Below are 26,110 nucleotides of genomic sequence, written 5' to 3'. Positions count from 1 at the left end.
CACATAAGGAGGGATGATGAAAACGATCGGCCTGTTAGGGGGGATGAGCTGGGAATCGACAATCCCCTATTACCGCCTGATTAATGAAGGGGTGAAGCAACGTCTGGGGGGCCTGCATTCTGCCAGCCTGCTGCTGCACAGCGTAGATTTCCATGAAATCGAAGCCTGCCAGTCGAGCGGTGAATGGGATAAAGCCGGGGAAATACTGGCCGAGGCCGCGCTGGGGCTGGAGCGTGCGGGAGCAGCGGGGATTTTGCTCTGTACCAACACCATGCATAAAGTCGCGCCCCATATCGAAGCGCGCTGTTCGCTGCCCTTCCTGCACATTGCTGATGCAACCGGGCGGGCTATCACCGCAACCGGATTACGTCGTGTGGCGCTGCTGGGAACGCGCTACACCATGGAGCAGGATTTTTACCGCGGTCGGTTGAGCAGCCAGTTTGGCATTGAAAGCCTGATCCCGGATGAGGCAGACCGGGCCCGCATCAACCAGATTATCTTTGATGAACTCTGCCTCGGCACCTTTAGCGAATCATCCCGGGCATATTACGTTAACGTGATTGAAAAACTCGCGCAGCAGGGGGCGGAAGGGGTGATCTTCGGCTGTACGGAAATCGGTTTACTGGTGCCGGTTGAGCAAAGCCCGATTCCGGTCTTCGATACCGCCGCGATTCATGCCGCCGATGCCGTGGAGTTTATGCTGTCATAAACTTTGCCGATCGGATAAACGAAGCGCCACCTGACGGGCATGGGCTATCAGGTGCTCCGTAAACGCCTCCACCAGCGCTGAGACCGGGCGATGGAGGGGGCGGATCAGGCTCACGGTGAACGGGACTGACAGGCTAAACGGGCGGATGACAATATCGCGCCCGGCGTAATCCAGCGCCGTCAGTGGATTCACCACCGAAACGCCCACCCCGGCGCGCACCATGGCGCAAATGGAGGCCGCACTGTGGGTCTCGACCACCATCCTGCGCTTCACCTGATGCTCGGCAAACAGTGAATCCAGCAGCTGCCGGTAGCTGTCGGTTTGTGACAGGCTAATGTAGTTTTCACCGTGAAAATCCGCTGGCGTCAGAATCTGCTTGCGGGCAAGCGGGTGCCCGGCTGGCAGCACGCACACCTCATCTAAAGAGAGCAGTTCCGTGCGTTCCGTTCCCGCGGGCGTAGAGAGGGTTTCGGTCAGGCCTAAATCATGGCGCTGTGCGGAGAGCCACTCCTCGAGCAGCGGTGACTCCTGCGGGACAATCGTGAGATTCACCTCCGGATATCGGGCCAGAAAAGGCTGGAGCAGCGTCGGCAAAAAAGACTGCGAAAAGACGGGCAGGCAGACAATCGATAGCTCGCCCTGCCGAAACTCGCGCAGGCTTTCCGCCGCACTGACAATGCGATCCAGGCCGTACCATGAGCGCTGCACTTCCTCGAACAGGCGCAGCCCCTGTACCGTTGGGTGAAGCCTGCCCCGTGTGCGTTCGAACAGCTTCAGTCCCAGCACTTTCTCGAATCGCGCCAGCTCGCGGCTGACCGTTGGCTGAGAGGTATGGAGCATCTGCGCAGCCTCGGTGAGGTTGCCCGTGGTCATCACGGCGTGAAAAATCTCGATATGGCGTAAATTGACGGCGGGCATAGGTCACCTGAATACAGAGAACTGTCCATATCATTTTTGCATAGACTCGCGATAAAACGATATTTTTTATTCTCTTCCTGCTGTGGCGTAATCATAAAAAAATGTCACCCCGGAGAAAGACCATGCCACGCCCGCTTAACCAGACTGATACCGATTTGAATGCCGAAAACCTGCTACGCCTGCCTGCCGAGTTTGGCTGTCCGGTGTGGGTCTACGACGCGCAGATTGTTCGCGAGAAGATTGCTGCCCTGCATCAGTTTGACGTGGTGCGTTTTGCCCAGAAGGCGTGCTCCAATATCCACATTCTGCGTCTGATGCGTGAGCAGGGTGTGAAGGTCGACTCCGTCTCCCTGGGGGAGATTGAGCGCGCGCTGGCGGCCGGGTTTGATCCGAAAACCGATCCTGACGCGATTGTGTTTACCGCCGATGTGATCGACGACGCCACGCTTGCTCGCGTCCATGAGCTGCAGGTGCCGGTAAACGCCGGGTCCGTGGATATGCTGGAACAGCTTGGGCAAGTTTCTCCGGGCCACCGCGTCTGGCTGCGCGTGAACCCGGGCTTTGGTCACGGTCATAGCCAAAAAACCAATACCGGCGGCGAAAACAGCAAGCACGGTATCTGGTATGCCGATATGCCCGCTGCCCTGGACGTACTGCAGCGTTACAATCTGAAGCTGGTGGGCATTCATATGCACATCGGCTCCGGCGTGGATTACGCGCACCTTGAGCAGGTTTGTGGCGCAATGGTGCGCCAGGTGATCGAGTTTGGTCAGGATCTGGAGGCGATCTCTGCCGGGGGCGGTCTTTCCATTCCCTACCGTGAAGGGGAAGAGGCGATCGACACCGATCACTATTACGGCCTGTGGAGCGCCGCGCGTGACCAGGTCGCCGCACATCTTGGTCATGCCGTGAAGCTGGAAATTGAGCCGGGTCGTTTCCTGGTGGCTGAATCCGGGGTGCTGGTGGCGCAGGTTCGCAGCGTGAAAGAGATGGGCTCGCGGCACTTTGTGCTGATTGACGCCGGCTTTAACGATCTGATGCGCCCGTCAATGTACGGCAGCTATCACCACATTTCGGCTCTGGCTGCCGATGGCCGCGATTTAACTCACGCGCCGCGTATTGAGACGGTTGTCGCGGGCCCGCTGTGTGAGTCTGGTGATGTCTTTACCCAGCAGGAAGGGGGGAAAGTGGAAACCCGCGCGCTGCCGGAAGTTAAACCAGGCGACTATCTGGTGCTGCACGATACCGGTGCCTACGGGGCGTCAATGTCCTCAAACTACAACAGCCGCCCGCTGCTGCCAGAAGTGTTGTTTGATAACGGCAAGGCGCGGCTGATCCGCCGCCGCCAGACCATTCAGGAGCTGCTGGCGCTGGAACTCGTCTGAGTGAAGTACGGCCCCGTCGTGACCGAGTCGCGTAATACCAGCGTACCGGTGAACGGCGGGATCGCGTCGACCGGTTGGTTTTTTGCCAGCCGGATCGCCTGATCGATAGCCGTAACGATCATATTGTCGATAGGCAGGTAAACCGACGAGAGCGCTGGCTCCAGCCATTTCGCGCATGGGGCATCGTCAAAGCCAAACAGGGAAATATCCTGTGGGATCCGCAGCCCCGCCTGGTGTAGCGCCTTGGACGCACCCAGCGCCATATCATCGTTACAGGCAAACAGAGCGCTAAACGCTATACCGTCGGCAATCAGCTCTTTGCAGAGCTCATATCCTCGCGTCATTCCCGCATCGCCATACTTTATCCGCCGCTCGTCCAGACGAATGCCGTGCTTTTCCAGCGCCTTACGGTAGCCCATCAGCCTCGCTTTCCCGGTTGGCGTGTGGATCGGGACGGTGATACAGGCGATCTCCCGGTGGCCCTGGTTGATCAGGTAATCCACGGCCTTAAAGGCGGCATCCTGCTGTTCGAAGAACACGCAGCGATCGGGCGCCTGGCTGACTTCACGGTTGATGACCACCAGCGGGGTTTGCACCGAATGGATCAGCTTCATGATCGCTTTTTCGCTCATGTAGCGGGTGTAAAGCACGATGGCATCGCATTTGCGATCGGCCAGCATTTGTACCGCCTGCTCTTCCTGCTCCGGGGCGTCGTGACCATCCGTGACGATCAGCTGCTTGCCGTGGGTTTCCGTCTGTCGGGAGGCCTGCTGAAGAAGACGACCAAAGTAAAAACCATCAAAGGTAGAGACCACCAGACCAATGCTGTTGCTGGTCTGGTTCGCCAGCGAACGCGCGAGAAAATTCGGGCGGTAGCCCAGCTCTTCCATCGCATTAAACACCTGCTGACGCGTACTCTCTTTAACCTGACCTGTGCCGTTCAGCACGCGCGATACCGTGGCTTTCGACACGCCCGCGCGCAATGAGACATCCAGCATTGTTGCCATTAGACATTCCTGATTCCACGTAACGATCTGCAGTTTAACACAGACCATCCGGTGCATAAGCGATGCGGGAAGGGCAAAACTTCCAGCACGATCACGCTTTTAGGTAACGATCGGTCAGTTCGAAATACAGGGTTTTAAGTGGTATGCCAAAATCGATATAAACCGCATTTTGGAATACCTGTTACGTCGTTGAGAGCTTAATCACAGAACAAAACCCGACATGTAGCTATTTTTGGTATGCCAATAGTATCCGGCTGTACACCTTATCCAATAAAAGCCCTTTTACTGAGGTATTACCCTATGGCATTACAGGAAAAACTGATCGACGCTCTGGGCAGTTTTGCCACAAAATTCAACAGTTATCGCTATATCATGGCGATCAAGTCTGCCTTTATTACCTTAATGCCGGTCATCATCGTTGGGGCATTCTCTGTCTTGATCTCCAATATGGTACTGGATCCGAAAAATGGCCTGGCGAGCTTCCAGTCCCTCTCTTTTCTCGCCACGCTAAAACCCATCACCAGCGCGCTCAATTACGCCACCCTGAATTTCCTTAACATTGGCGCGGTGTTCTTAATCGGTATCGAACTGGGCCGCATCAACGGGATCAAATCCTTATTCCCTGGCCTGCTGGCGGTGATCTGCTTTATCTGCGTGACGCCGACAACCGTCGAGATGCTGGTGGATGGTGAAATGCACGTGGTGAAAGACGTGCTGCTGCGTCAGTTCTCTGATACCCGCAGCCTGTTCCTCGGCATGTTTATCGCGATTCTGTCGGTAGAAATTTACTGCTGGCTGGAAAACCGCAAGGGGCTGAAGATCAGGATGCCGGACACCGTACCGCCAAACGTGGCGGCATCGTTCTCCGCGCTGATCCCGGCGATCATCACCACTACCGCGATTGCCACATTGGGTTTCGTCTTCCATCAACTCACCGGCATGTATCTCTATGACGCGGTCTATCAGGTGGTGCAACAGCCGCTGGAGCGCGTGGTGCAAAGCCTGCCGGGCATTCTGCTGCTGATGTTTGTCGCACAGCTTTTCTGGGTGATTGGTATTCACGGCAACCAGATGATCAAGCCGATCCGCGAGCCGCTGCTGTTAGGCGCCATCACCGTTAATATGAGCGCCTTTGAGCAGGGCAAAGAGGTGCCGAATATCATCACCATGCCGTTCTGGGATGTGTACATGAGCATCGGCGGGTCGGGGCTGACCATCGGCCTGCTGATCGCGGTCATGATTGCCACCAAACGCAAAGAGATGAAAGAGATCGCCAAGCTTTCCATTGGTCCGGGGCTCTTTAACATCAACGAGCCGGTGATCTTCGGCATGCCAATCATGCTTAACCCGATCCTCGCCATTCCTTTCATTATCACGCCGCTGGTGACCGGCTCTATCGGTTACTTTGCCACTGTGACCGGCTTTGCCGGTAAAGCCGTGGTGATGGTGCCGTGGACCACGCCGCCGCTGATCAACGCCTGGCTCTCCACCGCCGGATCGATGGGGGCGGTCATCACTCAGCTTATCTGCATTGTGACTGCCGTCATTATCTACCTGCCGTTTGTGAAGATTGCTTCACGACGTGCCGAACAGGCCGCACTGCAACAGGCGACCGACAATGCATGAGGATGTGATGACGACGAAACAGATAACCATTCCGCAGGATTTCATTCTGGGCGCGGCCGCGTCAGCCTGGCAAACCGAAGGCTGGAGCGGCAAAAAGGCGGGGCAGGATTCGTGGATCGATCTCTGGTACAAAAACGATCGCCACGTCTGGCACAACGGCTATGGCCCGGCGGTGGCGACCGACTTTATCAACCGCTTTCGCGAGGATGTGGCGCTGATGAAGCAGGCGGGGTTGACGCACTACCGAACCTCGATTAACTGGTCACGTTTTTTAACCGACTATGAAAAAGTGACGGTGGACGAGGAGTACGCCGCCTATTACGACGCGTTATTCGATGAGATGCACCGTCAGGGTATTGAGCCGATGATCTGCCTTGAGCATTACGAGCTGCCGGGCGTGCTGCTTGACACTTACGGCGGCTGGGCTTCAAAGCAGGTTGTTGAACTGTTTGTCCGCTATGCGGAAAAAGTCTTTGAACGCTACCACGGTAAAGTCACCCGCTGGTTTACCTTCAATGAACCGATCGTGGTACAGACCCGCGTTTATCTCGATGCGCTGCGCTGGCCCTACGAGCAGAATACCGGTAAATGGATGCAGTGGAACCACCATAAGGTTCTGGCGACGGCAAAGGTTGTACAGCTGTTTCGTGCCAAAGGCTACCCTGGCTCGGTTGGCTGTATTCTCAACCCCGAAGTCACCTATCCTCGATCGTGCGCACCGCACGATGTTAACGCCGCAGAGAAGTACGATCTGTTCTATAACCGCGTATTTCTCGATCCGCTGGTGCACGGGCGCTACCCCCCAGAACTCTTTACGCTGCTGGAACAGCATCAGGTGGCGTGGGACTACACCGCAGAAGAGCTGGAACTGATTGCGCAGAACACCGTCGATGAGCTGGGGATAAACCTCTATTACCCGCATCGGGTGAAAGCGCCGTCTCGTGCCTGGCATCCGGAGACACCGTTCCACCCGGCGTACTACTACGAACCGTTCGAACTGCCAGGACGGCGAATGAATAAATCCCGCGGCTGGGAAATCTACCCCCGCATTATCTACGATATGGCGATGCGGATAAAAAATGACTACCGCAATATCGACTGGTTCGTGGCGGAGAGCGGGATGGGCGTGGAGAACGAAACGCAATTTCGCAACAGTGACGGGGTCATTGACGACGAGTACCGCATTGCGTTCATTCGCGAGCACCTCTATTACACGCTGCTGGCGCGGGAGGAGGGGGCAAACTGTCATGGCTATATGCTGTGGGCCTTTACGGACAACGTATCACCGATGAACGCCTTCAAAAACCGCTACGGGCTCATTGAGATCGATCTCGATAACAATCGCGCCAGGCGGGCGAAAAGGTCGGCGAGCTGGTTCCGGCAGCTGCGCGATGCGCGCGTGCTCACGCTCCCGGTCGATGATGAATGGAAGTAAGCGAAAACCATGCTGGTTCTGGTAAAATAGCGCACAAACTGGCCGGGAGGACGCCCGGCCTGCGCATTAACTGAAAAAACAGGTGAAAACGTGGATAAGGCTGTCATCCTGCCGGAAAAAAAACAGTACCAGGAAATTGGCGAGGATTTACGGGCGCAAATTATCCAGGGGCACTATCCCGTAGGTTCCCGTCTGCCGCCCGAGCGTAATATTGCTGAGAAGTACGGCGTAAGTCGTACCATCGTGCGTGAGGCATTGCTGATGCTGGAGCTGCAGGGCACGGTGGATATCCGCCAGGGTTCTGGCGTTTATGTGATGCGCATTCCTGAAGAACACGAAAACGAAGAAGAGCGTTTTCTGAACAGCGACGTCGGCCCCTTTGAGATCCTGCAGGCGCGCCAGCTCCTCGAAAGCAACATCGCCGCGTTTGCTGCCAAAATGGCGACACGCGCAGACATCGACAATCTGCGCCGTATTATTGAGCAGGAGCAACGCGCCATTGCCGCCAACGATAACAGCCAGGACAACAATAAAATGTTTCACCTGGTGCTGGCGGGGGCAACGCAAAACCAGATGCTGCTGGCAACGGTAGAGAGTATCTGGCACCACATGGACAGCAGCCCGCTGTGGCAGCAATTTAATGGGCATATCGCCAGCCGTGCATACCGCCTGAAATGGCTGGGCGACAGGCAAACTATCCTCGCGGCGCTTCGTCGTCGTGACGTGATGGGCGCCTGGCAGGCGATGTTCCAGCATCTGGAAAATGTGAAAAAGAGTTTACTTGAACTCTCCGATGAAGATGCGCCGGATTTTGACGGTTATCTTTTTGAATCTGTGCCCGTTTTTCAGGGGAAGCTGGTGTGACTATTCTGCCTCTCTATGCCGCGCCTCAGTATGCGGAACAGGTAACTGACTGGATCTGGCAGGCGTTCGGTGACGGGCTTACGCGGGCGTTTTTCCAGAGCATCGTTGAACACAGCCAGACGCCGGGCGCGTTACCGTTGACCTTTATTGCTCTGGAGGGCGAACAGCTTCTGGGTACGGTCGGGCTCTGGCGCTGCGATTTAATCACCCGACAGGATCTTTGTCCGTGGCTGGCTGCGCTGTACGTTGATGAAGCGGCGCGTGGTAAGGGACTGGCGGGAAAACTGCAGCAGCATGTTATCGCCTATGCCGCGCAGGCCGGCTATCACGAACTGCATCTGTGGTCTGCCTGCCGCGACTTCTACGAACGTTACGGCTGGCAGTACATTGGCGATGCGCTTGAATACCCGAACAAAACGGTACATCTGTATCGCTATTCCTCTCCCGCTTCTGCTGGCGAACCTACAGAGTGACGGCGGACTAAGGTGGGGCTGAACAGGTGGGTGATATCCGGTGGCTGGCGTTGTTCGGCCAGCGCCAGTGCCAGCTCCGCAGCCTGCGTTGCCATTGTGATAATCGGGTAACGTACGGTGGTCAGGCGGGGACGCACGTAGCGGGACACCAGCACATCATCGAAGCCAATGAGTGAAATTTCTCCCGGCACCTCGATTCCGTTGTCATTTAACACCCCCATTGCCCCGGCGGCCATCGAGTCGTTATAGCTGGCAACCGCCGTGAAATTCCGTCCACGCCCTAGCAGTTCTGTCATTGCCTGTTCGCCGCCACTCTCATCCGGCTCGCCGTAGGCCACCAGCCGGTCATTACACGGCAAACCGTTTTCGCGCAGGGCATCGTAGTAGCCCTGCAGGCGATCTTCGGCATCGGAAATCGGGTGATTGGAGCAGAGGTAACCAATGCGGGTATGGCCCTGCTGAATCAAATGGCGGGTAGCAAGCCAGGCGCCGTAGCGGTCGTCGAGTGCCACGCAGCGTTTCTCAAAACCGGGAATAATTCGATTGATGATTACCATGCCGGGGATCTGCTTCATCAGATGAATGAGTTCAGCATCGGGGATCATTTTGGCGTGAACAACCAGCGCAGCGCAGCGGTGGCGCATCAGCTGTTCGATAGCCTGGCGTTCTTTTTGTTCGTTGTGATAGCCATTGCCGATCAGCAGAAAATTGCCGGTCTGATAAGAAACCTGTTCAACCGCTTTTACCATGGCGCCAAAAAACGGGTCAGACACATCGCCCACCACCAGTCCGATGGTTTCAGTAGACTGTTGGGCAAGGGCGCGGGCGTTGGCATTCGGATGGTAATTCAATGATTCCATGGCGTTTTGCACCGCCTGGCGTGATGCGTCACTGGCTTTAGGGGAGTCGTTAATCACGCGCGAGACGGTCGCCACGGAAACACCAGCCAGACGGGCCACATCCTTTATTGTCGCCATTATATACCTTCTTAGTGGGGGTAAGCGTTTACACACGAAATAGTGTTGCGGAAAAGCGCCGTGCATTCAAGGGGCGCGGGGTTTCGCCCTCCACAAACGTGACGCAGCACAACCCTGGCCGTGTAATCGTTACACGGCCAGTCATGTCTGAATAATGTCAATCTGAACCTTTAGTTACACTTTGCCTCAGGCTGTTGCGATTGTCCGATGGCGAGGATGAGGGGGAGATTGATAGAGTCGAGATCCCAGAGGTATTGATTGGTGAGAATTCTTAGTACGGTTTCGTACTCTTCTCTTGCACCAACCTGCGCGGATGCGCAGGTTTTTTTTCGCCTCAACTTTGCAGTCGCTCCCGTATCACTTCTCGTGTAATCTGCCACCATTTACTATCAACCCTTCACACTGGCTGGCAAAGGGAGTTGAGATGCTTTTTGGGTTCTTCCGTACACTCTTCCGTATTCTCTTTCGCATTCGCGTCACTGGCGATGCTCAGGCGCTTCGCGGCGAACGCGTTCTTATCACACCAAACCATGTTTCCTTTATCGATGGCATTCTGCTGGCGCTATTTCTGCCCGTGCGTCCGGTGTTTGCGGTTTATACCTCCATCAGCCAGCAGTGGTACATGCGCTGGCTCACGCCGCTGATTGATTTTGTGCCGCTCGACCCGACCAAACCGATGATGATTAAACATCTGGTGCGTCTGGTGGAGCAGGGGCGTCCGGTGGTTATTTTCCCGGAAGGTCGCATCTCGGTGACCGGTTCACTGATGAAAATCTACGACGGCGCCGGGTTTGTCGCGGCGAAGTCAAAAGCAACCGTGGTGCCACTGCGTATTGAAGGAGCGGAGCGCTCCTATTTCAGCCGTCTGAAAGGGCTGGTAAAGCAGCGCGTGTTCCCAAAAATTACGTTGCATATCCTGCCGCCAACGTCGTTACCGATGCCTGACGCGCCCCGTGCACGCGATCGCCGTAAAATTGCCGGAGAGATGCTGCACCAGATTATGATGGAAGCGCGTATGGCGGTCCGCCCGCGCGAGACGCTGTATGAATCCCTGCTGTCGGCACAGCACCGCTACGGCGCGAAGAAAAACTGCATCGAAGACATCAATTTTACCCCGGATACCTATCGCAAGCTGCTGACCAAAACATTGTTCGTGGGCCGTATTCTTGAGAAGTACAGTCAGCAGGGCGAAAAGATTGGCCTGATGCTGCCCAACGCAGGCATCAGTGCGGCGGTGATTTTTGGTGCCGTTTCCCGTGGCCGTATTCCGGCGATGATGAACTACACGGCGGGCGTGAAAGGGCTAACCAGCGCCATCACGGCAGCGCAAATCAAAACCGTCTTTACCTCCCGCCAGTTCCTCGACAAAGGCAAACTGTGGCATCTTCCTGAACAGCTTACCCAGGTACGCTGGGTCTTCCTGGAAGATCTTAAAGCGGATGTGACGACAGGCGACAAACTGTGGATTTTTGCTCATCTGCTGATGCCGCGTCTGGCCCAGGTGAAACAGCAGCCGGAAGACGACGCGATTATCCTCTTCACCTCTGGCTCTGAAGGCAACCCGAAAGGTGTCGTCCACAGTCACAAGAGTATTCTGGCGAACGTTGAGCAGATCAAAAGCATTGCCGACTTTACCGCGAAAGACCGGTTTATGTCAGCGCTGCCGCTGTTCCACTCTTTTGGCCTGACGGTGGGGCTTTTCACGCCGCTGCTGACCGGTGCCGAAGTCTTCCTTTATCCAAGCCCGTTGCATTACCGCATTGTGCCTGAGCTGGTGTATGACCGTAACTGTACCGTGTTGTTTGGAACCTCAACCTTCCTCGGAAACTACGCGCGTTTCGCCAACCCGTATGACTTCTTCCGCGTGCGCTACGTGGTTGCGGGCGCGGAAAAACTGCAGGAGAGCACGCGACAGATCTGGCAGGACAAATTTGGTCTGCGTATCCTCGAGGGGTATGGCGTGACAGAGTGTGCGCCGGTGGTCTCTATCAACGTGCCAATGGCGGCGAAACCGGGGACAGTAGGCCGAATTCTGCCTGGGCTGGATGCTCGTCTGCTGGCGGTGCCTGGTATTGAAGACGGCGGCCGTCTGCAGCTGAAAGGGCCAAACGTGATGAACGGCTATCTGCGCGTGGAAAACCCCGGCGTGCTGGAAGCACCGACCGCAGAAAACGTTAATGGCGAGATTGAAACGGGCTGGTACGACACCGGCGATATTGTACGTTTCGATGAGCAAGGCTTTGTGCAGATCCAGGGGCGTGCAAAACGCTTTGCCAAGATTGCGGGTGAAATGGTCTCGCTTGAGATGGTTGAACAGCTGGCATCGGGCGTCTCCGCCGACAAGATGCATGCCACTGTTGTGAAGAGTGATGCAAGTAAAGGCGAGGCGCTGGTGCTGTTCACCACCGACAGCGAGCTTAAGCGCGACCAGTTACTGAGCTATGCCCGCGAGCACGGCATTCCGGAGCTGGCGATACCTCGTGATATTCGCTACCTGAAACAGCTTCCGGTGCTCGGCAGCGGTAAGCCCGACTTCGTGACCCTCAAGGGCATGGTTGAACAGGCGGAACAACATAATGCGTGAGTCAGTACACACTAACACCTCTCTGCGCTCAAAAGGCATGATGGCGGTGATTGCCGCCCAGTTCCTTTCCGCCTTTGGCGATAACGCGCTGCTGTTTGCCACGCTGGCACTGCTCAAGGCTGAGTTTTACCCTGACTGGAGTCAGCCGGTTCTGCAGATGGTGTTTGTGGGCGCTTACATTATCTTTGCACCGTTTGTCGGACAGGTTGCGGACAGCTTCCCGAAAGGCCGGGTAATGATGTTTGCCAACGGCCTGAAACTGCTGGGAGCCGCCAGCATTTGTTTTGGTTTCAATCCGTTTATTGGCTATACGCTGGTCGGCATTGGTGCCGCAGCCTACTCCCCGGCGAAGTATGGCATCCTCGGGGAGCTGACCACCGGTGATAAGCTGGTGAAAGCCAATGGGCTGATGGAGTCCTCCACCATTGCGGCAATCCTGCTTGGCTCCGTCGCAGGCGGTGTCCTCGCTGACTGGCACGTGCTGGCGGCCCTCGGCGTGTGTGCCGTGGTGTACGGTGGCGCGGTAGTCGCTAACCTGTTTATTCCGAAACTGCCGGTGGCGCGTCCGGGGCAATCCTGGCGCTTTAAGCCGATGACCGGCAGCTTCTTCAATGCCTGCCGCGTGCTGTGGCGTAACGGTGAAACGCGATTCTCTCTGATGGGCACCAGCATGTTCTGGGGCGCTGGCGTTACGCTGCGCTTCCTGCTGGTGCTGTGGGTGCCGGTGGCGCTGGGGATCACGGACAACGCGACGCCAACCTACCTTAATGCGATGGTGGCGATCGGGATTGTGGTGGGCGCGGGGGCAGCGGCAAAACTCGTGACGCTCGACACCGTTGCTCGCTGCATGCCGGCAGGGATCCTGATTGGCGTTGCGGTGCTTTTTTTCGCGCTGCAACACGCGTTATTGCCAGCCTACGTACTGCTGATCCTGATTGGTATTCTGGGGGGCTTCTTCGTGGTGCCGCTGAATGCGCTTTTGCAGGAGCGTGGCAAGCAGACGGTCGGGGCGGGCAATGCTATTGCGGTGCAAAACCTCGGTGAAAACCTGGCGATGCTGCTGATGCTGGGCCTGTATTCGCTGGCGGTTAAAGCCAGCGCGCCTGTGGTGGGAATTGGCGTCGGGTTCGGTGGACTGTTCGCGCTGGCGATTGCCGGCTTGTGGGTCTGGCAGCGCCGCCGCTGATTCGGGTCGTCTTCAGCGCCTTTTCACAAGCGGGTGCAAACATTAAAAACGGCAACAGAGGTTGCCGTTTTGTTTTTTTACGGTGCCGGATAGGTATAAACCTGATGCACCGCGTCAATCTCCGCCAGCACGTCCTCGCTCAGGTCCAGATGGAAACTCTCAATGTTGGTTTTCAACTGTTCCATCGTCGTTGCGCCCAGCAGGGTGCTGGCCACAAACGGCTGACGGCGTACGAAGGCCAGTGCCATCTGGGCAGGATCGAGCCCGTGACGCTTCGCAATATCAACGTAGGCCGCGACGGCTTTCTGCGTCTGCTCGCCGCTATAGCGGGTAAAGCGGCTGAAGAGCGTATTACGCGCGCCGGCTGGCTTCGCACCGTTCAGGTATTTACCCGTCAGCGTACCAAAGCCCAGGCAGGAATAGGCGAGCAGCTCAACCTCTTCATATTGCGTCACTTCGGCCAGACCCACTTCGTAACTGCGGTTGAGCAGGCTGTAGGGGTTCTGGATGGTGACAATGCGCGGCAGATCGTGTTTATCAGCCAGGTGCAGGTAGCGCATAACGCCAAAAGCCGTTTCGTTAGACACGCCGATGTAGCGGATTTTGCCCGCTCGCTGGCATTCGGTCAGCGCTTCCAGCGTTTCAAGCAGCGTAACGGCGGGAGCGCTTTCGTTCCAGCTGTAGCCGAGCTTACCAAAGCAGTTGGTTGGACGCTGCGGCCAGTGTACCTGGTAGAGATCAAGATAATCGGTTTGCAGGCGCTTCAGGCTGGCATCCAGCGCGGCACGGATATTCTTGCGATCGAGGATCTGGTTGGGGCGGATCCCGGCATCGCTGTTACGCGCAGGGCCGCTGACTTTCGAGGCGATAACCAGTTTTTCGCGGTTGCCGCGTTTTGCCAGCCAGTTGCCGACGTAGGTTTCGGTAAGCCCCTGCGTTTCCGGGCGTGGAGGAACAGGGTACATCTCTGCGACATCAATCAGGTTAATGCCCTGGCTGACGGCATAATCGAGTTGTGCATGGGCATCGGCTTCGCTGTTTTGTTCACCAAATGTCATCGTGCCCAACCCCAGTTGGCTTATCTCCAGAGAGCTGTGGGGGATACGGTGATAATGCATAGCCGGCTTCCTTCAATAGACATGTAGACCGCGTCAGGAACCTCCCGACAAAGGAATATAAACATGGCAGAGGGGAAGCAAAAGGGGAAGAAAAAAATCAAAAAGGCCAGCAAGGTACTGACCTCTCTCTGTTTATCGCTCGATAATTTGCGAGACTTCGTCGCGATTGATCTGCATTTTATTCCCGGACTGATCGCGGTAGCTGACCAGACCGGTGTCATCATCGACTTCCGGCTTGCCGTCTGTCAGGATCATCCGGCCATCTTTTGTCGCCATCACGTAATCGCTGCTACAGCCCGATACTGCAAACGCTAATCCGACTGCTGAAATTAACACTGCCCATTTTTTCATCGTTATCGTCCTCACCTGGCTCGTATCAAATCATAGTGTAGTAATAACCCGATATTTCGACAGGAGGAAGCGGTAAAATCTTAAAAACCAGGTGATTATGTTTGAGAGCTCTCAAAATAAGTAAAAAACTACGTTTTGAGTAAGAAATGGCGAGCAAGGAGCGCCCCGGTAAAGTTCTTTTTGAGATAAAAACCGCGTGGCAATGTCAGTATCGGCTCGCCCCGGGCACCGATTGCTTCCGTGAGCGCTTTACTGTTCGCCGCCTTTGGCCGCAGCTGTAACACCTCTCCGTGTCGGGCGGTGATGCGCTCAACCTGACCGAGGACAATCATATCCATCAGCTCTTCCCAGTCCAGACGCAGCTGATGCTCTTCATCTTCATCCGGACTCCACAGCAGCGGTGCGCCAACCCGGCGTTCAGCCAGCGGGATCTGACGTTCTCCTTCTACGGGGACCCAAAGCACGCGCTTCAGTTTATGGCGAACGTGACTGGTTTCCCACGTCACACCGGTATTCCCGGTTAACGGTGCAACGCAGACAAATGTCGTTTCCAGGGGCTTACCAAGGCTATCGATGGGAATGGTTTTTAACTCTACGCCCAGGGCGGCGAAATCCTGCTCCGGTTTACTCCCTGCGCTTGCACCCAGCCACAGCTCCAGCAGCATGCCGATCCAGCCTTTATCCCGCTTCAGATCCTGAGGGATCGGCAGGCCAGCCATTGCCGCCAGCTCGCCAAGCGAAAAGCCAGCCAGACGCTGCGCCTGCTGTAGCAACTGGGTTTCGCTGGACGGCGGTGAAAGCAAGGGTAAAAGCGAATGCATGAAGGTAACCTTTTGATTAAAAAATACACTAAGAAATTGTCCCCTGTGGATAGAGTTTAACTTTTTCTGTACGAATATGCCATGTGCATGATTTATAGGTTTTTTTAGTACACTAAAAATGGATGGCGAGGGACAAAAATTCGGTTGTTCAATTCTGGTCACTGACAATGAACAGGATCTTACACCATGTTATCCACAGAAAAGTGGGATAACTGGGCATAACCCTGACTACTGTTTCAATTTACAGCCTTGACGTGCGACGAAAATCCAATTTTCAAACAAATTGTGCCTAACTTATTGGCACAATCTGTGGATAAAACCGACGCTGTTCGATCTTTCATCAGCACAACGATCCCTGATGTGACGATCGTCACGCTTAAGCGGTGTGGGTTGGTTTTATGGTGATTAACTTTATGAAAATAATGATTTTATTTTTTATCGGTAATGGAGGGAGATTGACGGCGGCTGAGGTTGTTCATCGGTAATCAGACACTTCTTCACAACTATATCCACAGAAAAGGTGAATAAAATTCCCCTCAGAGCCGCTCATCTGTTTATAACTCTGCCTGTATTTGTGAGTTATTCAAATGTTATTAGGTTGCAGCCCTGTAAGAGAGTGGTTTACCGCCTCCCTGTAGTGTGAAACAATCATTCATATATAAGGTTTAGTTTGGGGTAGTCCGGTGATTGATGACGATGGCTACCGCCCGAACGTAGGAATAGTAATTTGTAATCGTCAGGGCCAGGTGATGTGGGCCCGTCGATATGGTCAGCACTCCTGGCAGTTCCCGCAAGGCGGGATCAACCCGGGAGAGTCCCCAGAACAAGCGATGTACCGGGAGCTGTTTGAAGAGGTTGGTTTAAGCCGAAAAGATGTTCGCATCCTGGCTTCGACCCGCAACTGGTTGCGTTACAAGTTACCGAAACGTTTGGTGCGTTGGGACACAAAGCCGGTTTGTATCGGCCAGAAACAAAAATGGTTTCTACTGCAGTTGGTGGGCAACGATTCAGATATCAATATGCAAACCAGCAGTACGCCGGAGTTTGATGGCTGGCGTTGGGTGAGCTATTGGTATCCTGTTCGTCAGGTCGTGTCATTTAAACGCGATGTTTACCGTAGGGTGATGAAAGAGTTCGCAAGTGTTGTCATGCAGCTTCAGGAGATCCCGCCTAAGCCGCAGAGCGCACCTGCCTGGCGACGTAAAAGAGGTTAAGCTACGCAAATCATGCTCACCCGCTTGCGAGAAATAGTCGAGAAGGTGGCCAGTGCGCCGCGTCTGAATGAGGCGCTGAACATTCTGGTTACCGACATCTGTCTTGCGATGGAGACCGAAGTCTGTTCGGTGTATCTGGCCGACCACGATCGGCGTTGCTATTACCTGATGGCGACCCGTGGTTTGAAAAAGCCACGTGGACGCACCGTAACGCTCGCGTTTGATGAAGGTATTGTTGGTCTGGTTGGGCGACTCGCCGAACCTATCAACCTTGCCGACGCACAAAAACACCCCAGCTTTAAATATATCCCCTCCGTAAAAGAAGATCGTTTCCGCGCCTTCCTGGGCGTGCCGATTATTCAGCGCCGTCAGCTGCTTGGTGTGCTGGTGGTACAGCAGCGTGAGTTGCGTCAGTACGATGAAAGCGAAGAGTCTTTCCTCGTCACGCTGGCCACGCAGATGGCCGCGATCCTCTCCCAGTCCCAGTTGACGGCACTGTTTGGTCAGTATCGCCATACGCGTATTCGCGCGCTTCCGGCGTCGCCGGGCGTCGCTATCGCCGAAGGCTGGATGGACGCCACCCTGCCGTTGATGGAGCAGGTGTACGAAGCCTCAACGCTTGATGAAGCGCTTGAGCGTGAGCGTCTCACCGCCGCGCTGGAAGAGGCGTCGAATGAGTTTCGTCGCTACAGCAAGCGCTTTGCCGCTGGGGCGCAAAAAGAGACGGCGGCCATTTTTGACCTTTACTCGCACCTTCTCTCCGATGCACGTCTGCGCCGCGAGCTTTTTGACGAAGTCGACAAAGGTGCGGTTGCGGAGTGGGCGGTTAAAAAGGTCATCGAAAAATTTGCTGAGCAGTTTGCGGCACTGACCGACGGTTACCTGAAAGAGCGGGCCGGTGATTTACGCGCCCTGGGGCAGCGTTTACTGTTCCATCTTGATGACACTATTCAGGGCGCGAATGCCTGGCCAAAACGTTTTGTGCTGGTTGCCGATGAACTCTCCGCGACAACACTGGCTGAACTGCCTCATGACCGCCTGGCGGGCGTGGTGGTACGCGATGGCGCGGCGAACTCGCACGCGGCCATTATGGTGCGCGCGCTGGGAATTCCCACCGTTATGGGGGCGGATATCCAGCCATCGGTGCTGCACCGACGCACCCTGGTGGTCGACGGTTATCGCGGTGAGCTGTTGGTTGATCCTGAGCCGGTTCTGCTTCAGGAATACCAGCGCCTTATCAGCGAAGAGAATGAATTAAGCAAGCTGGCAGAGGATGACGTTAATCTGCCCGCGCAGCTCAAAAGCGGCGAGCGAATCAAAGTCATGCTCAACGCAGGTTTAAGCCCCGAGCATGAAGAGAAGCTCGGCAGCCGCATCGACGGTATCGGCTTATACCGCACCGAAATCCCGTTCATGCTGCAAAGTGGCTTTCCCTCTGAAGAGGAGCAGGTTGCGCAGTATCAGGGCATGCTGCAGATGTTTAACGACAAACCGGTCACCCTGCGCACCCTTGATGTCGGGGCAGATAAACAGCTGCCGTACATGCCGATCAGTGAAGAAAACCCGTGCCTGGGCTGGCGTGGGATACGCATTACGCTCGATCAGCCTGAGATCTTCCTGATCCAGGTGCGTGCCATGCTGCGCGCGAATGCGGCGACGGGTAACCTCAGCATTTTACTGCCGATGGTCACCAGCATTGATGAGATTGACGAGGCGCGGCGTCTGATTGAGCGTGCCGGCCGTGAAGTCGAAGAGATGATTGGCTATGCGATCCCCAAACCACGAATTGGGGTGATGCTTGAAGTGCCGTCAATGGTCTTTATGCTGCCGCAGCTGGCTAACCGTGTCGACTTTATCTCGGTCGGTACCAATGACCTGACGCAGTATATTCTGGCCGTCGACCGTAACAACACGCGTGTTGCCAGCATTTATGACAGCCTGCACCCTGCGATGATCCGGGCGTTAGCGATGATCGCGCGAGAAGCCGAACAGCACGATATTGATTTGCGCCTGTGTGGTGAAATGGCCGGAGATTCGATGTGCGTTGCAATCCTGATTGGGCTGGGGTACCGCCACCTCTCCATGAACGGCCGTGCGGTTGCCCGCGTGAAGTACCTGCTGCGGCATATCGATATTGAGGATGCCCGCGAGCTGGCTGAACGCAGTCTTGAAGCGCAGCTGGCCGCCGAAGTGCGTCATCAGGTGGCTGCTTTCATGGAACGACGCGGTATGGGCGGCCTGATTCGCGGCGGTCGCTAATACGTACTTTTCCCCTCACTCCGTCCTCGTCCTTTGTGACAGGGCGGAGGTGAGGATATAACACACTCCTCTATACATATCTTTTACATCTCTGGCGCATCCTCCGCGTCCGCCTTATGCTATGATTCGCAACTTTGGAGCCTCTGCTAACAGCAGAATCGCATTTCTACCGCTGTCCACTTTCAGCGGAATAACAACATCTTGTGGTGACAGATGAACGGTGGTTATCTGCATTTTCCGGAATTTGATCCGGTCATTTTCTCAATAGGACCTGTTTCGCTTCACTGGTACGGTCTGATGTACCTGGTCGGCTTCATTTTTGCCATGTGGCTTGCTGGCCGTCGCGCCAGTCGTCCAGGCAGTGGCTGGACCAAAAACGAAGTCGAGAACCTGCTGTATGCAGGCTTCCTTGGCGTGTTCCTGGGCGGCCGTATTGGGTATGTTCTGTTCTATAACCTCCCGGTATTCCTGAACGATCCACTCTACCTGTTCCGCGTCTGGGATGGCGGCATGTCCTTCCACGGCGGGCTGATTGGTGTGATCCTGGTGATGGTGATTTTTGCCAAACGCACCAAGCGCAACTTCTTCCAGGTGTCAGATTTTATCGCGCCACTGATCCCGTTTGGTCTGGGAGCAGGACGTCTGGGCAACTTTATCAATGGTGAGCTCTGGGGGCGTGTCGACCCGAGTGTCTCCTTTACCATGCTGTTCCCGGGCTCGCGTGCAGAGGACATGGCGCTGCTGCCGTCTCATCCTGAGTGGCAATCCCTGTTCGATACTTACGGTGTTCTGCCGCGCCACATGTCTCAGCTTTACGAGCTGGCGCTGGAAGGCGTGGTGCTGTTTATCATCCTGAATCTGTTTATCCGTAAACCGCGTCCGATGGGGTCTGTCTCCGGTCTGTTCCTGATTGGCTACGGTGCATTCCGTATCATCGTCGAGTTCTTCCGCCAGCCGGATGCACAGTTCACCGGCGAATGGGTACAGTACATCAGCATGGGGCAGATCCTCTCCATTCCGATGATTGTCGCGGGTGTCATTATGATGATTTGGGCGTATCGTCGTCGTCCACAGCAACAACTTTCCTGAGGAACCATGAAACAGTATCTTGAACTGATGAAAAAAGTGCTCGATGAGGGCACGCCGAAAAATGACCGTACCGGTACCGGCACGCTCTCCATTTTTGGCCACCAGATGCGCTTCAATCTGCAGGAAGGTTTTCCGCTGGTGACGACAAAGCGCTGCCACCTGCGCTCGATCATTCATGAACTGCTCTGGTTCCTGCAAGGCGATACCAACGTTGCGTATCTGCATGAAAACAACGTCTCTATCTGGGACGAATGGGCAGATGAAAACGGCAACCTGGGCCCGGTGTACGGTAAGCAGTGGCGCGCATGGCCTACGCCGGATGGCCGCCATATTGACCAGATCACCACCGTGATGAACCAGCTGAAAAACGATCCGGACTCGCGCCGTATTATCGTTTCTGCCTGGAACGTCGGCGAGCTGGATAAAATGGCACTGGCACCGTGCCATGCGTTCTTCCAGTTCTATGTGGCAGACGGCAAGCTCTCCTGCCAGCTCTATCAGCGCTCCTGCGACGTGTTCCTCGGCCTGCCGTTCAACATTGCCAGCTATGCGCTGTTAGTGCATATGATGGCGCAGCAGTGCGATCTGGACGTGGGCGATTTCGTCTGGACCGGTGGGGATACCCATCTCTACAGCAACCATATGGAACAGACGCATCTCCAGCTGACCCGCGAACCGCGCGCCTTGCCTAAGCTGATTATCAAACGCAAACCGGAATCCATTTTTGATTACCGCTTTGACGATTTTGAGATTGAGGGTTATGACCCTCATCCAGGCATCAAAGCGCCCGTCGCTATCTGAGGCTGTCAATCCTGACATAACCGGTGCTGTTTAGCGCCGGTTTTTTTTCGCCTTCTTCCCGCTTTCCGACGCGTTATCCAGAATGTATGCAACGCACTGCAACCGCTTAACTTTCCTTGATAAGGGCTCGTAAAACGGTCATCCGTTGCTCGTCAATTCCAGGCCATTTCGCCACACTCCCGGCATGAAAAAAGAGAACGGTTTTACGCTTATCGAAACCCTGGTGGCTATCTCGCTGGTGGTCATTCTCAGCGCCTCCGGGCTATACGGCTGGGACAACTGGCAACGGCAGCAACGGCTCTGGCAAACTGCCGGGCAGGTGCGTGATTACCTGGTATTTCTGCGCAATGACGCAAACCGGCACAACCGTGACCACCAGGTCACATTGCGGCGCGACAGAGGCGTCACCTGTCTGATGAGCGCATTCGTGCAGGGCTGTGATAAAGGCAGTCCGTTTGTATTTATTCCCCTGTGGCCGGAGGTCACGGTAAGTGAAATAACGCCGTTATTTGGCTTCTATGGACTCAGGGATACGGCATGGGCAGGGCGAATACGCCTGCAAAGTCGTGCAGGAGAATGGCTCGTCATTGTCTCGAATGGAGGGCGAATCAGGATGTGCAATGTCACAGGAGAAGGTTCATGTCCCTAAACCAGCAGGGTTTCTCACTGATGGAAGTTCTGATTGCCACGGCGATCAGCAGTCTGTTACTGATAAGCGCCTCGCGCTTTTTACCGGGCTTGCAGCGGGCTGTTTTACAGCAATCCGGTCAGCGGGAGCTTGAGGAGGAGGTGTGGCAACGCCTTTTTTCCCTCGGCAAACAGCTTCAGCGTGCGGGGTATTGCGCCGGAAACTGTGCGGGGCAGGGACTGACGATCGGCAGGCAAGGTCGCTGTGTCATTGTACGATGGGATGCAAACAGTAACGGTAACTGGGATAGCTCGTCTTCGGAAAACGACAGCACAGGTTTTCGTCTGGAATCAGGTGCACTGGAGACCCTGCATGGGGCGACCTCGTGTGAGGGTAAAGGATGGGAGAAACTCACTGACCCCAACAGGCTTCTCATCCAGCACTTTGTGGTGAGTCAAGTTGAGCATGCGGGGTTTGCCCCCCAGCTGAATATTGAAATGACCGCCCTTCGTCAGGGCGAGCAGGGGGCCCCCTGTCAGGCTTTTTATGGCGTCACGGGGTACAACCTGTGAACCGGCAGCGCGGGATGTCCTCGCTGGCGCTGGTGTTACTTTTACTGGTGTTGGGCACGCTGATCCTCACCGGCCTCAATCAGCAGCTGACCACGTTTAGCGCACTGGTGGGCGGTGAGAGCCGCTCGGTTCAACAGCAGGCATCCGTGCAGTCAGCGCTTGAATGGGGACGCGTTCAGAGCTGGTTATCTGAGCCTGAGATCCAGTGCAAAAAGGTATCGGCGTGGCGAGTTTGCCTGCGGCTACTGAATGAAGCGCGTGTGCTGCTTATTGCCGGGAGTGATGACCTGCTGCTATGGCGCAGAGGCGAAATCATCGACGGCAAGATCCATTTCTCGCCACACGGCTGGAGTGATTTTTGTCCGCTTAAGGAGAGTACGTTATGCCAGTTGCCGTGAGCAGAGAAAAAGGCTTTAGCATGGTTGAGGTGTTACTGGCGATGATGCTGCTGGTGATGATTGTCACGGCACTGTCGGGTTATCAGCGAGCACTGGCGACGCGGTTCTCTATGTTTAATCAGTATCGTCAGCTCTGGCACCATGCCTGGAATCAGTCTCAGCTTTCAACAATTGCTCTCCCGGCAGGCTGGCAGGTCAGTCGGGGGCAGACAACACTCTCTGGATGTGTCAGCATCACGGTTACACTTATTTCTCCTCTGGGGCGGCGCGGCGAGATGACGCGTCTGCATTGCCCGGTTAGCCAGTAGTCGGGAGCGTCTATGTTAAGGGTCTACCACTCAAATCGTCTGGATGTGCTGGAAGCGCTGATGGAATTTATCGTTGAGCGCGAGCGGCTTGACGATCCTTTTGAGCCAGAAATGGTGCTGGTGCAGAGCACCGGTATGGCACAGTGGCTGCAGATGTCGCTTTCGCGTAAATTCGGCATTGCCGCAAATATCGATTTCCCGCTGCCCGCGAGTTTTATCTGGGAGATGTTTGTCCGCGTGTTGCCGGACATCCCGGAACAGAGTGCCTTCAACAAGCAAAGCATGAGCTGGAAGCTGATGGCATTGTTGCCGGACATGCTGCAGCATGATGAATTCGTCATGCTACGCCACTACCTCAATGACGACACCGATAAACGCAAGCTGTTCCAGCTGGCATCGCGCACCGCCGATCTCTATGACCAGTATCTGGTGTATCGCCCGGAATGGCTGACTCGCTGGGAAGCGGGCGAGCGGGTCGACGGGCTACCGGAGGCGCAAGTCTGGCAGGCACCGCTATGGAAAGCGCTGGTGGAACACACTGAGAAACTCGGCCAGCCGAAGTGGCACCGTGCAAACCTCTACCAGCGGTTTATCTCCATACTGGAAAACAGCGCTGAGCGGCCAGCCCGGCTGCCCTCTCGCGTGTTTATCTGCGGCATCTCGGCGCTGCCACCGGTGTATTTGCAGGCGCTGAGTGCGCTGGGTAAACACATCGACATACATATCCTATTTACCAATCCGTGTCGCCAGTACTGGGGCGACATTCAGGATGAACGCTGGCTTTCGCGGCTGGTGTCTCGCCAGAGACGACGCCTGTTTGAAGAGCGTACCGTACCACTGTTTAAAGACAGCGCGTCTGCCGCACAGCTATTTGATGAGCACGGCATTCAAAATCTGCCGAACCCGCTGCTTGCCTCTTGGGGAAAGCTGGGCCGTGACTACATTCACATGCTCTCAGACATCACGTCGTCAGGCGAAGGGGATGTGGATGCCTTCGTCGAGATCGCTCCGGATAGCCTGCTGCATAATATCCAGCTCGACATTCTGGATCTCGAAAACCGCGCCGTCATGGGTGTTACGGCGAAAGAATTTGAACGCAGCGACAGTAAGCGCAAGCTGGACGGCGACGATCGCAGCGTCACGATCCACGTTTGCCACAGCCCGCAGCGCGAGGTTGAAGTCCTTCACGATCAACTGCTGGCGATGCTGCAGGACGATCCTGAGCTGACGCCACGTGACATTGTGGTGATGGTGGCGGATATCGACAGTTACAGTCCCTTTATTCAGGCTGTTTTTGGGAGTGCGACAGGTGAACGCTACCTGCCGTACGCCATTTCTGACCGACGGGCCCGCCAGTCTCATCCGGCCTTGCAGGCCTTTATTACTTTGCTCTCATTACCGGATAGCCGGTTTATCTCCGAAGATGTCCTGGCATTACTGGATGTCCCAGTCCTGGCCGCACGTTTCAATATCAATGAAGAGGGGCTGCGCTACCTTCGTCAGTGGGTTAACGAGTCCGGCGTACGCTGGGGCATTGATGATGACAACGTTCAGGCGTTCGAGCTTCCTCCTACCGGCCAGCACACCTGGCGGTTTGGCCTGACGCGTATGCTGCTGGGCTATGCGATGGAAAGCAGCCAGGGCGAGTGGAATGAAGTCCTGCCCTACGATGAGTCCAGCGGGTTGATCGCTGAGCTGGTCGGTCATTTAGCTTCCCTGCTGATGCAACTTAACCGCTGGCGGCTTGAGTTGATGCAGCCGCGTCCGCTGGATGCGTGGCTCCCGGTTTGCAGGACATTGCTCAATGATTTCTTCCTGCCGGACAGTGATACCGAAGCCGCTATGGCGCTCATTGAAACGCAGTGGCAGGCAATCGTCGAAGAGGGCGTGAGTTCCCACTATAACGAGGCTATCCCGTTGTCATTGCTGCGCGATGAGCTGACGCAACGGCTCGATCAGGAGCGAATTAGCCAGCGTTTCCTGGCAGGCCCAATCAATATTTGCACCCTGATGCCAATGCGTTCTATCCCGTTCAAAGTGGTGTGCCTGCTCGGAATGAATGACGGTATATACCCACGCGCCCTGGCGCCGCTAGGTTTTGATCTGATGAGTGCGAATCCAAAGCGGGGCGATCGTAGCCGTCGTGACGATGACCGCTATCTCTTCCTTGAGGCGCTCATTTCGGCTCAACGTCAGTTGTATATCAGCTATATCGGCCGCTCTATCCAGGACAACAGCGAGCGCTTTCCTTCTGTTCTGGTGCAGGAACTGGTGGATTATATCGGGCAGAGCCACTATCTGGCGGGGGATGAAGCCCGTAACTGTGATGAAAGTGCGCAGCGAGTGAAGGCGCATATCACCCGCTTACATAGCCGCATGCCGTTTGACCCGGTGAACTACGTGGTCAGCGATCATCAGAGCTATGCCCACGAATGGCTGCCTGCGGCGAAAAAAGAGGGGAGAGCGCATACCGATTTCATTCAGGAGCTTGATCCTCGCCCGATAGACACCCTGACCTTTGAACAGCTTCAGCGGTTTTGGGGGCATCCGGTACGCGCTTTCTTCCAGCAACGGTTGCAGGTCAATTTCCGTTCTGAAGAGAGTGAAATTCCTGATGCAGAGCCGTTTACGCTGGAAGGGCTAGAGCGGTATCAGTTAAACCTGCAGTTGCTGAACGCGCTGGTTGAAGAGGAAGATGCCGACAAGCTTTACCGCCGCTACCGTGCTGCGGGGCAGTTACCCTACGGGGCGTTCGGAGAAATTGTCTGGGAGGCGCAGCGCCAGGAGATGGAATCTCTGGCAGAACGCGTGAGGGAATGCCGGCAACCCGGAACCAGTCTTGAAATCGATCTCAACTGCCAGGGTGTGCAGCTCACGGGCTGGCTAACTCAGGTACAGCCGGATGGGCTCCTGCGCTGGCGTCCTTCCATGCTTAGCGTTTCACAAGGTTTGCAACTCTGGCTCGAACATCTTGTCTACAGTGCTGGCGGCCATAAAGGCGAAAGCCGTATTTTTGTCCGCAAAGAGGGCGAATGGCGCTTTCCGCCGATGGACGCAGAGCAGGCGTTACGTTATTTATCCTTGTACGTTGAAGGCTATCTGCGGGGAATGAATAAACCGCTCCTGCTACTGCCCGAGAGCGGTGGCGCCTGGATAAAAGCTTGTTATGACGCACAGAATGATGCCATGTTAACGGATGACGCTTCACTGCAGAAAGCACGGAGTAAATTCATGCAGGCGTATGAAGGTAACATGATGGTGCGCGGCGAAGGTGAGGATGTCTGGTATCAACGTTTATGGCGAACGCTTGAGCCTGAATACTTCGAGGCTATCACGGAAGAAGCACAACGCTACCTGTTACCGTTGTTCAAATTTAATCAGTCCTGA

General features: G+C 55.5%; 23 protein-coding genes and 1 pseudogene. 17 read left to right on the top strand and 7 right to left on the bottom strand.

The annotated features are described in order from the left end of the window. Positions 1-16 precede the first annotated feature (16 nt). Positions 17-709: an aspartate/glutamate racemase gene (locus HV340_RS18270; protein ID WP_059305879.1), complete on the top strand. Its 693-nt coding sequence runs from the start codon at positions 17-19 to the stop codon at positions 707-709. Here the strand turns inward: HV340_RS18270 and HV340_RS18265 are convergent. Then, entirely contained in the window at positions 704-1,627 is a 924-nt protein-coding gene (locus tag HV340_RS18265; protein WP_014171464.1) for a LysR family transcriptional regulator, read from the bottom strand. The two genes, HV340_RS18270 and HV340_RS18265, sit on opposite strands and share 6 nt — an antisense overlap. 122 nt (positions 1,628-1,749) lie before the next feature. Here HV340_RS18265 and lysA point away from each other — a divergent pair, with 122 nt between their 5' ends. Next, the gene (gene lysA / locus HV340_RS18260; RefSeq protein WP_020883768.1) at positions 1,750-3,012 is read left to right on the top strand and encodes a diaminopimelate decarboxylase; all 1,263 of its coding nucleotides are present in this window, start codon (positions 1,750-1,752) and stop codon (positions 3,010-3,012) included. Here the strand turns inward: lysA and HV340_RS18255 are convergent. Next, positions 2,982-4,019: a LacI family DNA-binding transcriptional regulator gene (locus HV340_RS18255; protein ID WP_032678896.1), complete on the bottom strand. Its 1,038-nt coding sequence runs from the start codon at positions 4,017-4,019 to the stop codon at positions 2,982-2,984. The genes lysA and HV340_RS18255 overlap by 31 nt on opposite strands. A 300-nt stretch (positions 4,020-4,319) precedes the next feature. On the opposite strand from HV340_RS18255, the gene HV340_RS18250 reads away from it, so the two are divergent. The 4 genes from HV340_RS18250 to HV340_RS18235 all read left to right on the top strand — a co-directional run bounded on the left by HV340_RS18250 (position 4,320) and on the right by HV340_RS18235 (position 8,417). Then, positions 4,320-5,645 carry a PTS transporter subunit EIIC gene (locus HV340_RS18250; protein WP_020883770.1) on the top strand — a complete coding sequence of 442 codons (1,326 nt, stop codon included), beginning with the start codon at positions 4,320-4,322 and terminating at the stop codon, positions 5,643-5,645. A 7-nt stretch (positions 5,646-5,652) separates the two neighbouring features. Continuing rightward, complete coding sequence (locus HV340_RS18245) at positions 5,653-7,080, top strand: glycoside hydrolase family 1 protein (RefSeq protein WP_059305882.1); 1,428 nt, start codon at positions 5,653-5,655, stop codon at positions 7,078-7,080. A gap of 90 nt (positions 7,081-7,170) precedes the next feature. Next, the gene (locus HV340_RS18240) at positions 7,171-7,944 is read left to right on the top strand and encodes a GntR family transcriptional regulator (RefSeq protein WP_014171459.1); all 774 of its coding nucleotides are present in this window, start codon (positions 7,171-7,173) and stop codon (positions 7,942-7,944) included. Continuing rightward, on the top strand, positions 7,941-8,417 hold the full coding sequence (locus HV340_RS18235; protein WP_063925560.1) for a GNAT family N-acetyltransferase: 477 nt from the start codon (positions 7,941-7,943) through the stop codon (positions 8,415-8,417). Before HV340_RS18240 ends, HV340_RS18235 begins: the two co-directional genes overlap by 4 nt. On the opposite strand, the gene galR is transcribed toward HV340_RS18235, so the two are convergent. Then, positions 8,378-9,394, bottom strand: a complete 1,017-nt coding sequence (galR, locus tag HV340_RS18230) for an HTH-type transcriptional regulator GalR (RefSeq protein ID WP_020883772.1) — start codon at positions 9,392-9,394, stop codon at positions 8,378-8,380. The two genes, HV340_RS18235 and galR, sit on opposite strands and share 40 nt — an antisense overlap. Positions 9,395-9,818: 424 nt before the next feature. Here galR and aas point away from each other — a divergent pair, with 424 nt between their 5' ends. Both aas and lplT read left to right on the top strand, forming a co-directional pair. After that, positions 9,819-11,978, top strand: coding sequence for a bifunctional acyl-ACP--phospholipid O-acyltransferase/long-chain-fatty-acid--ACP ligase (aas, locus tag HV340_RS18225; protein ID WP_181216157.1), 2,160 nt, complete (start codon positions 9,819-9,821; stop codon positions 11,976-11,978). After that, a complete protein-coding gene (lplT, locus tag HV340_RS18220) occupies positions 11,971-13,164 on the top strand; it encodes a lysophospholipid transporter LplT (protein ID WP_063925558.1) in 1,194 nt (397 codons plus the stop codon). Before aas ends, lplT begins: the two co-directional genes overlap by 8 nt. A 77-nt stretch (positions 13,165-13,241) precedes the next feature. Here lplT and HV340_RS18215 read toward each other — a convergent pair whose 3' ends face one another. The 4 genes and pseudogenes from HV340_RS18215 to HV340_RS24535 all read right to left on the bottom strand — a co-directional run. Next, positions 13,242-14,282: an NADP(H)-dependent aldo-keto reductase gene (locus tag HV340_RS18215; RefSeq protein ID WP_025203341.1), complete on the bottom strand. Its 1,041-nt coding sequence runs from the start codon at positions 14,280-14,282 to the stop codon at positions 13,242-13,244. Positions 14,283-14,414: 132 nt separating this feature from the next. After that, positions 14,415-14,633, bottom strand: coding sequence for a YgdI/YgdR family lipoprotein (locus HV340_RS18210; protein ID WP_020883776.1), 219 nt, complete (start codon positions 14,631-14,633; stop codon positions 14,415-14,417). A gap of 128 nt (positions 14,634-14,761) precedes the next feature. Further along, positions 14,762-15,454, bottom strand: coding sequence for a DNA mismatch repair endonuclease MutH (mutH, locus tag HV340_RS18205; protein WP_032678891.1), 693 nt, complete (start codon positions 15,452-15,454; stop codon positions 14,762-14,764). A gap of 154 nt (positions 15,455-15,608) precedes the next feature. Next, a pseudogene (locus HV340_RS24535) lies at positions 15,609-15,674 on the bottom strand (hypothetical protein); the annotation flags it as partial. 463 nt (positions 15,675-16,137) lie between these two features. Between HV340_RS24535 and rppH the strand changes: the two are divergent. The 9 genes from rppH (at position 16,138) to recC (ending at position 26,110) form a co-directional block, all read left to right on the top strand. Beyond that, positions 16,138-16,668, top strand: a complete 531-nt coding sequence (gene rppH, locus HV340_RS18200; protein ID WP_013098553.1) for an RNA pyrophosphohydrolase — start codon at positions 16,138-16,140, stop codon at positions 16,666-16,668. Between the two features lie 12 nt (positions 16,669-16,680). Continuing rightward, positions 16,681-18,927, top strand: a complete 2,247-nt coding sequence (gene ptsP, locus HV340_RS18195) for a phosphoenolpyruvate--protein phosphotransferase (protein WP_014171450.1) — start codon at positions 16,681-16,683, stop codon at positions 18,925-18,927. Between the two features lie 213 nt (positions 18,928-19,140). Then, positions 19,141-20,016 (top strand): prolipoprotein diacylglyceryl transferase, encoded by an 876-nt coding sequence (gene lgt, locus HV340_RS18190; RefSeq protein ID WP_181216156.1) that lies wholly within the window; start codon positions 19,141-19,143, stop codon positions 20,014-20,016. Positions 20,017-20,022: 6 nt separating this feature from the next. Next, the gene (gene thyA, locus HV340_RS18185; protein ID WP_014171447.1) at positions 20,023-20,817 is read left to right on the top strand and encodes a thymidylate synthase; all 795 of its coding nucleotides are present in this window, start codon (positions 20,023-20,025) and stop codon (positions 20,815-20,817) included. A gap of 184 nt (positions 20,818-21,001) precedes the next feature. Continuing rightward, entirely contained in the window at positions 21,002-21,466 is a 465-nt protein-coding gene (locus tag HV340_RS18180; RefSeq protein ID WP_032680368.1) for a prepilin peptidase-dependent protein, read from the top strand. Then, on the top strand, positions 21,457-22,017 hold the full coding sequence (locus HV340_RS18175; RefSeq protein WP_025203343.1) for a prepilin peptidase-dependent protein: 561 nt from the start codon (positions 21,457-21,459) through the stop codon (positions 22,015-22,017). The genes HV340_RS18180 and HV340_RS18175 overlap by 10 nt, the downstream gene beginning before the upstream one ends. After that, on the top strand, positions 22,014-22,415 hold the full coding sequence (locus HV340_RS18170; protein ID WP_181216155.1) for a DUF2509 family protein: 402 nt from the start codon (positions 22,014-22,016) through the stop codon (positions 22,413-22,415). Before HV340_RS18175 ends, HV340_RS18170 begins: the two co-directional genes overlap by 4 nt. Continuing rightward, positions 22,400-22,723 (top strand): prepilin-type N-terminal cleavage/methylation domain-containing protein, encoded by a 324-nt coding sequence (locus tag HV340_RS18165; RefSeq protein ID WP_063925553.1) that lies wholly within the window; start codon positions 22,400-22,402, stop codon positions 22,721-22,723. The genes HV340_RS18170 and HV340_RS18165 overlap by 16 nt, the downstream gene beginning before the upstream one ends. A gap of 12 nt (positions 22,724-22,735) precedes the next feature. Then, entirely contained in the window at positions 22,736-26,110 is a 3,375-nt protein-coding gene (gene recC, locus HV340_RS18160; RefSeq protein ID WP_181216154.1) for an exodeoxyribonuclease V subunit gamma, read from the top strand.

This window comes from Enterobacter sp. RHBSTW-00975 (assembly GCF_013615235.1).
GTDB lineage: Bacteria > Pseudomonadota > Gammaproteobacteria > Enterobacterales > Enterobacteriaceae > Enterobacter > Enterobacter ludwigii.
The sequence above is the reverse complement of the archived record's forward strand: the minus strand, read 5'-3'. Positions and strand labels throughout refer to the sequence as shown.

What these genes read in the sequence shown, in the direction of transcription:
- HV340_RS18270 (WP_059305879.1), top strand. Translation starts at nt 17, where the DNA reads ATGAAAACGATCGGCCTGTTAGGGGGGATGAGCTGGGAATCGACAATC.
- HV340_RS18265 (WP_014171464.1), bottom strand. Translation starts at nt 1,627, where the DNA reads ATGCCCGCCGTCAATTTACGCCATATCGAGATTTTTCACGCCGTGATG.
- lysA (WP_020883768.1), top strand. Translation starts at nt 1,750, where the DNA reads ATGCCACGCCCGCTTAACCAGACTGATACCGATTTGAATGCCGAAAAC.
- HV340_RS18255 (WP_032678896.1), bottom strand. Translation starts at nt 4,019, where the DNA reads ATGGCAACAATGCTGGATGTCTCATTGCGCGCGGGCGTGTCGAAAGCC.
- HV340_RS18250 (WP_020883770.1), top strand. Translation starts at nt 4,320, where the DNA reads ATGGCATTACAGGAAAAACTGATCGACGCTCTGGGCAGTTTTGCCACA.
- HV340_RS18245 (WP_059305882.1), top strand. Translation starts at nt 5,653, where the DNA reads ATGACGACGAAACAGATAACCATTCCGCAGGATTTCATTCTGGGCGCG.
- galR (WP_020883772.1), bottom strand. Translation starts at nt 9,394, where the DNA reads ATGGCGACAATAAAGGATGTGGCCCGTCTGGCTGGTGTTTCCGTGGCG.
- aas (WP_181216157.1), top strand. Translation starts at nt 9,819, where the DNA reads ATGCTTTTTGGGTTCTTCCGTACACTCTTCCGTATTCTCTTTCGCATT.
- lplT (WP_063925558.1), top strand. Translation starts at nt 11,971, where the DNA reads ATGCGTGAGTCAGTACACACTAACACCTCTCTGCGCTCAAAAGGCATG.
- HV340_RS18215 (WP_025203341.1), bottom strand. Translation starts at nt 14,282, where the DNA reads ATGCATTATCACCGTATCCCCCACAGCTCTCTGGAGATAAGCCAACTG.
- HV340_RS18210 (WP_020883776.1), bottom strand. Translation starts at nt 14,633, where the DNA reads ATGAAAAAATGGGCAGTGTTAATTTCAGCAGTCGGATTAGCGTTTGCA.
- mutH (WP_032678891.1), bottom strand. Translation starts at nt 15,454, where the DNA reads ATGCATTCGCTTTTACCCTTGCTTTCACCGCCGTCCAGCGAAACCCAG.
- ptsP (WP_014171450.1), top strand. Translation starts at nt 16,681, where the DNA reads ATGCTCACCCGCTTGCGAGAAATAGTCGAGAAGGTGGCCAGTGCGCCG.
- lgt (WP_181216156.1), top strand. Translation starts at nt 19,141, where the DNA reads ATGAACGGTGGTTATCTGCATTTTCCGGAATTTGATCCGGTCATTTTC.
- thyA (WP_014171447.1), top strand. Translation starts at nt 20,023, where the DNA reads ATGAAACAGTATCTTGAACTGATGAAAAAAGTGCTCGATGAGGGCACG.
- HV340_RS18180 (WP_032680368.1), top strand. Translation starts at nt 21,002, where the DNA reads ATGAAAAAAGAGAACGGTTTTACGCTTATCGAAACCCTGGTGGCTATC.
- HV340_RS18175 (WP_025203343.1), top strand. Translation starts at nt 21,457, where the DNA reads ATGTCCCTAAACCAGCAGGGTTTCTCACTGATGGAAGTTCTGATTGCC.
- HV340_RS18165 (WP_063925553.1), top strand. Translation starts at nt 22,400, where the DNA reads ATGCCAGTTGCCGTGAGCAGAGAAAAAGGCTTTAGCATGGTTGAGGTG.
- recC (WP_181216154.1), top strand. Translation starts at nt 22,736, where the DNA reads ATGTTAAGGGTCTACCACTCAAATCGTCTGGATGTGCTGGAAGCGCTG.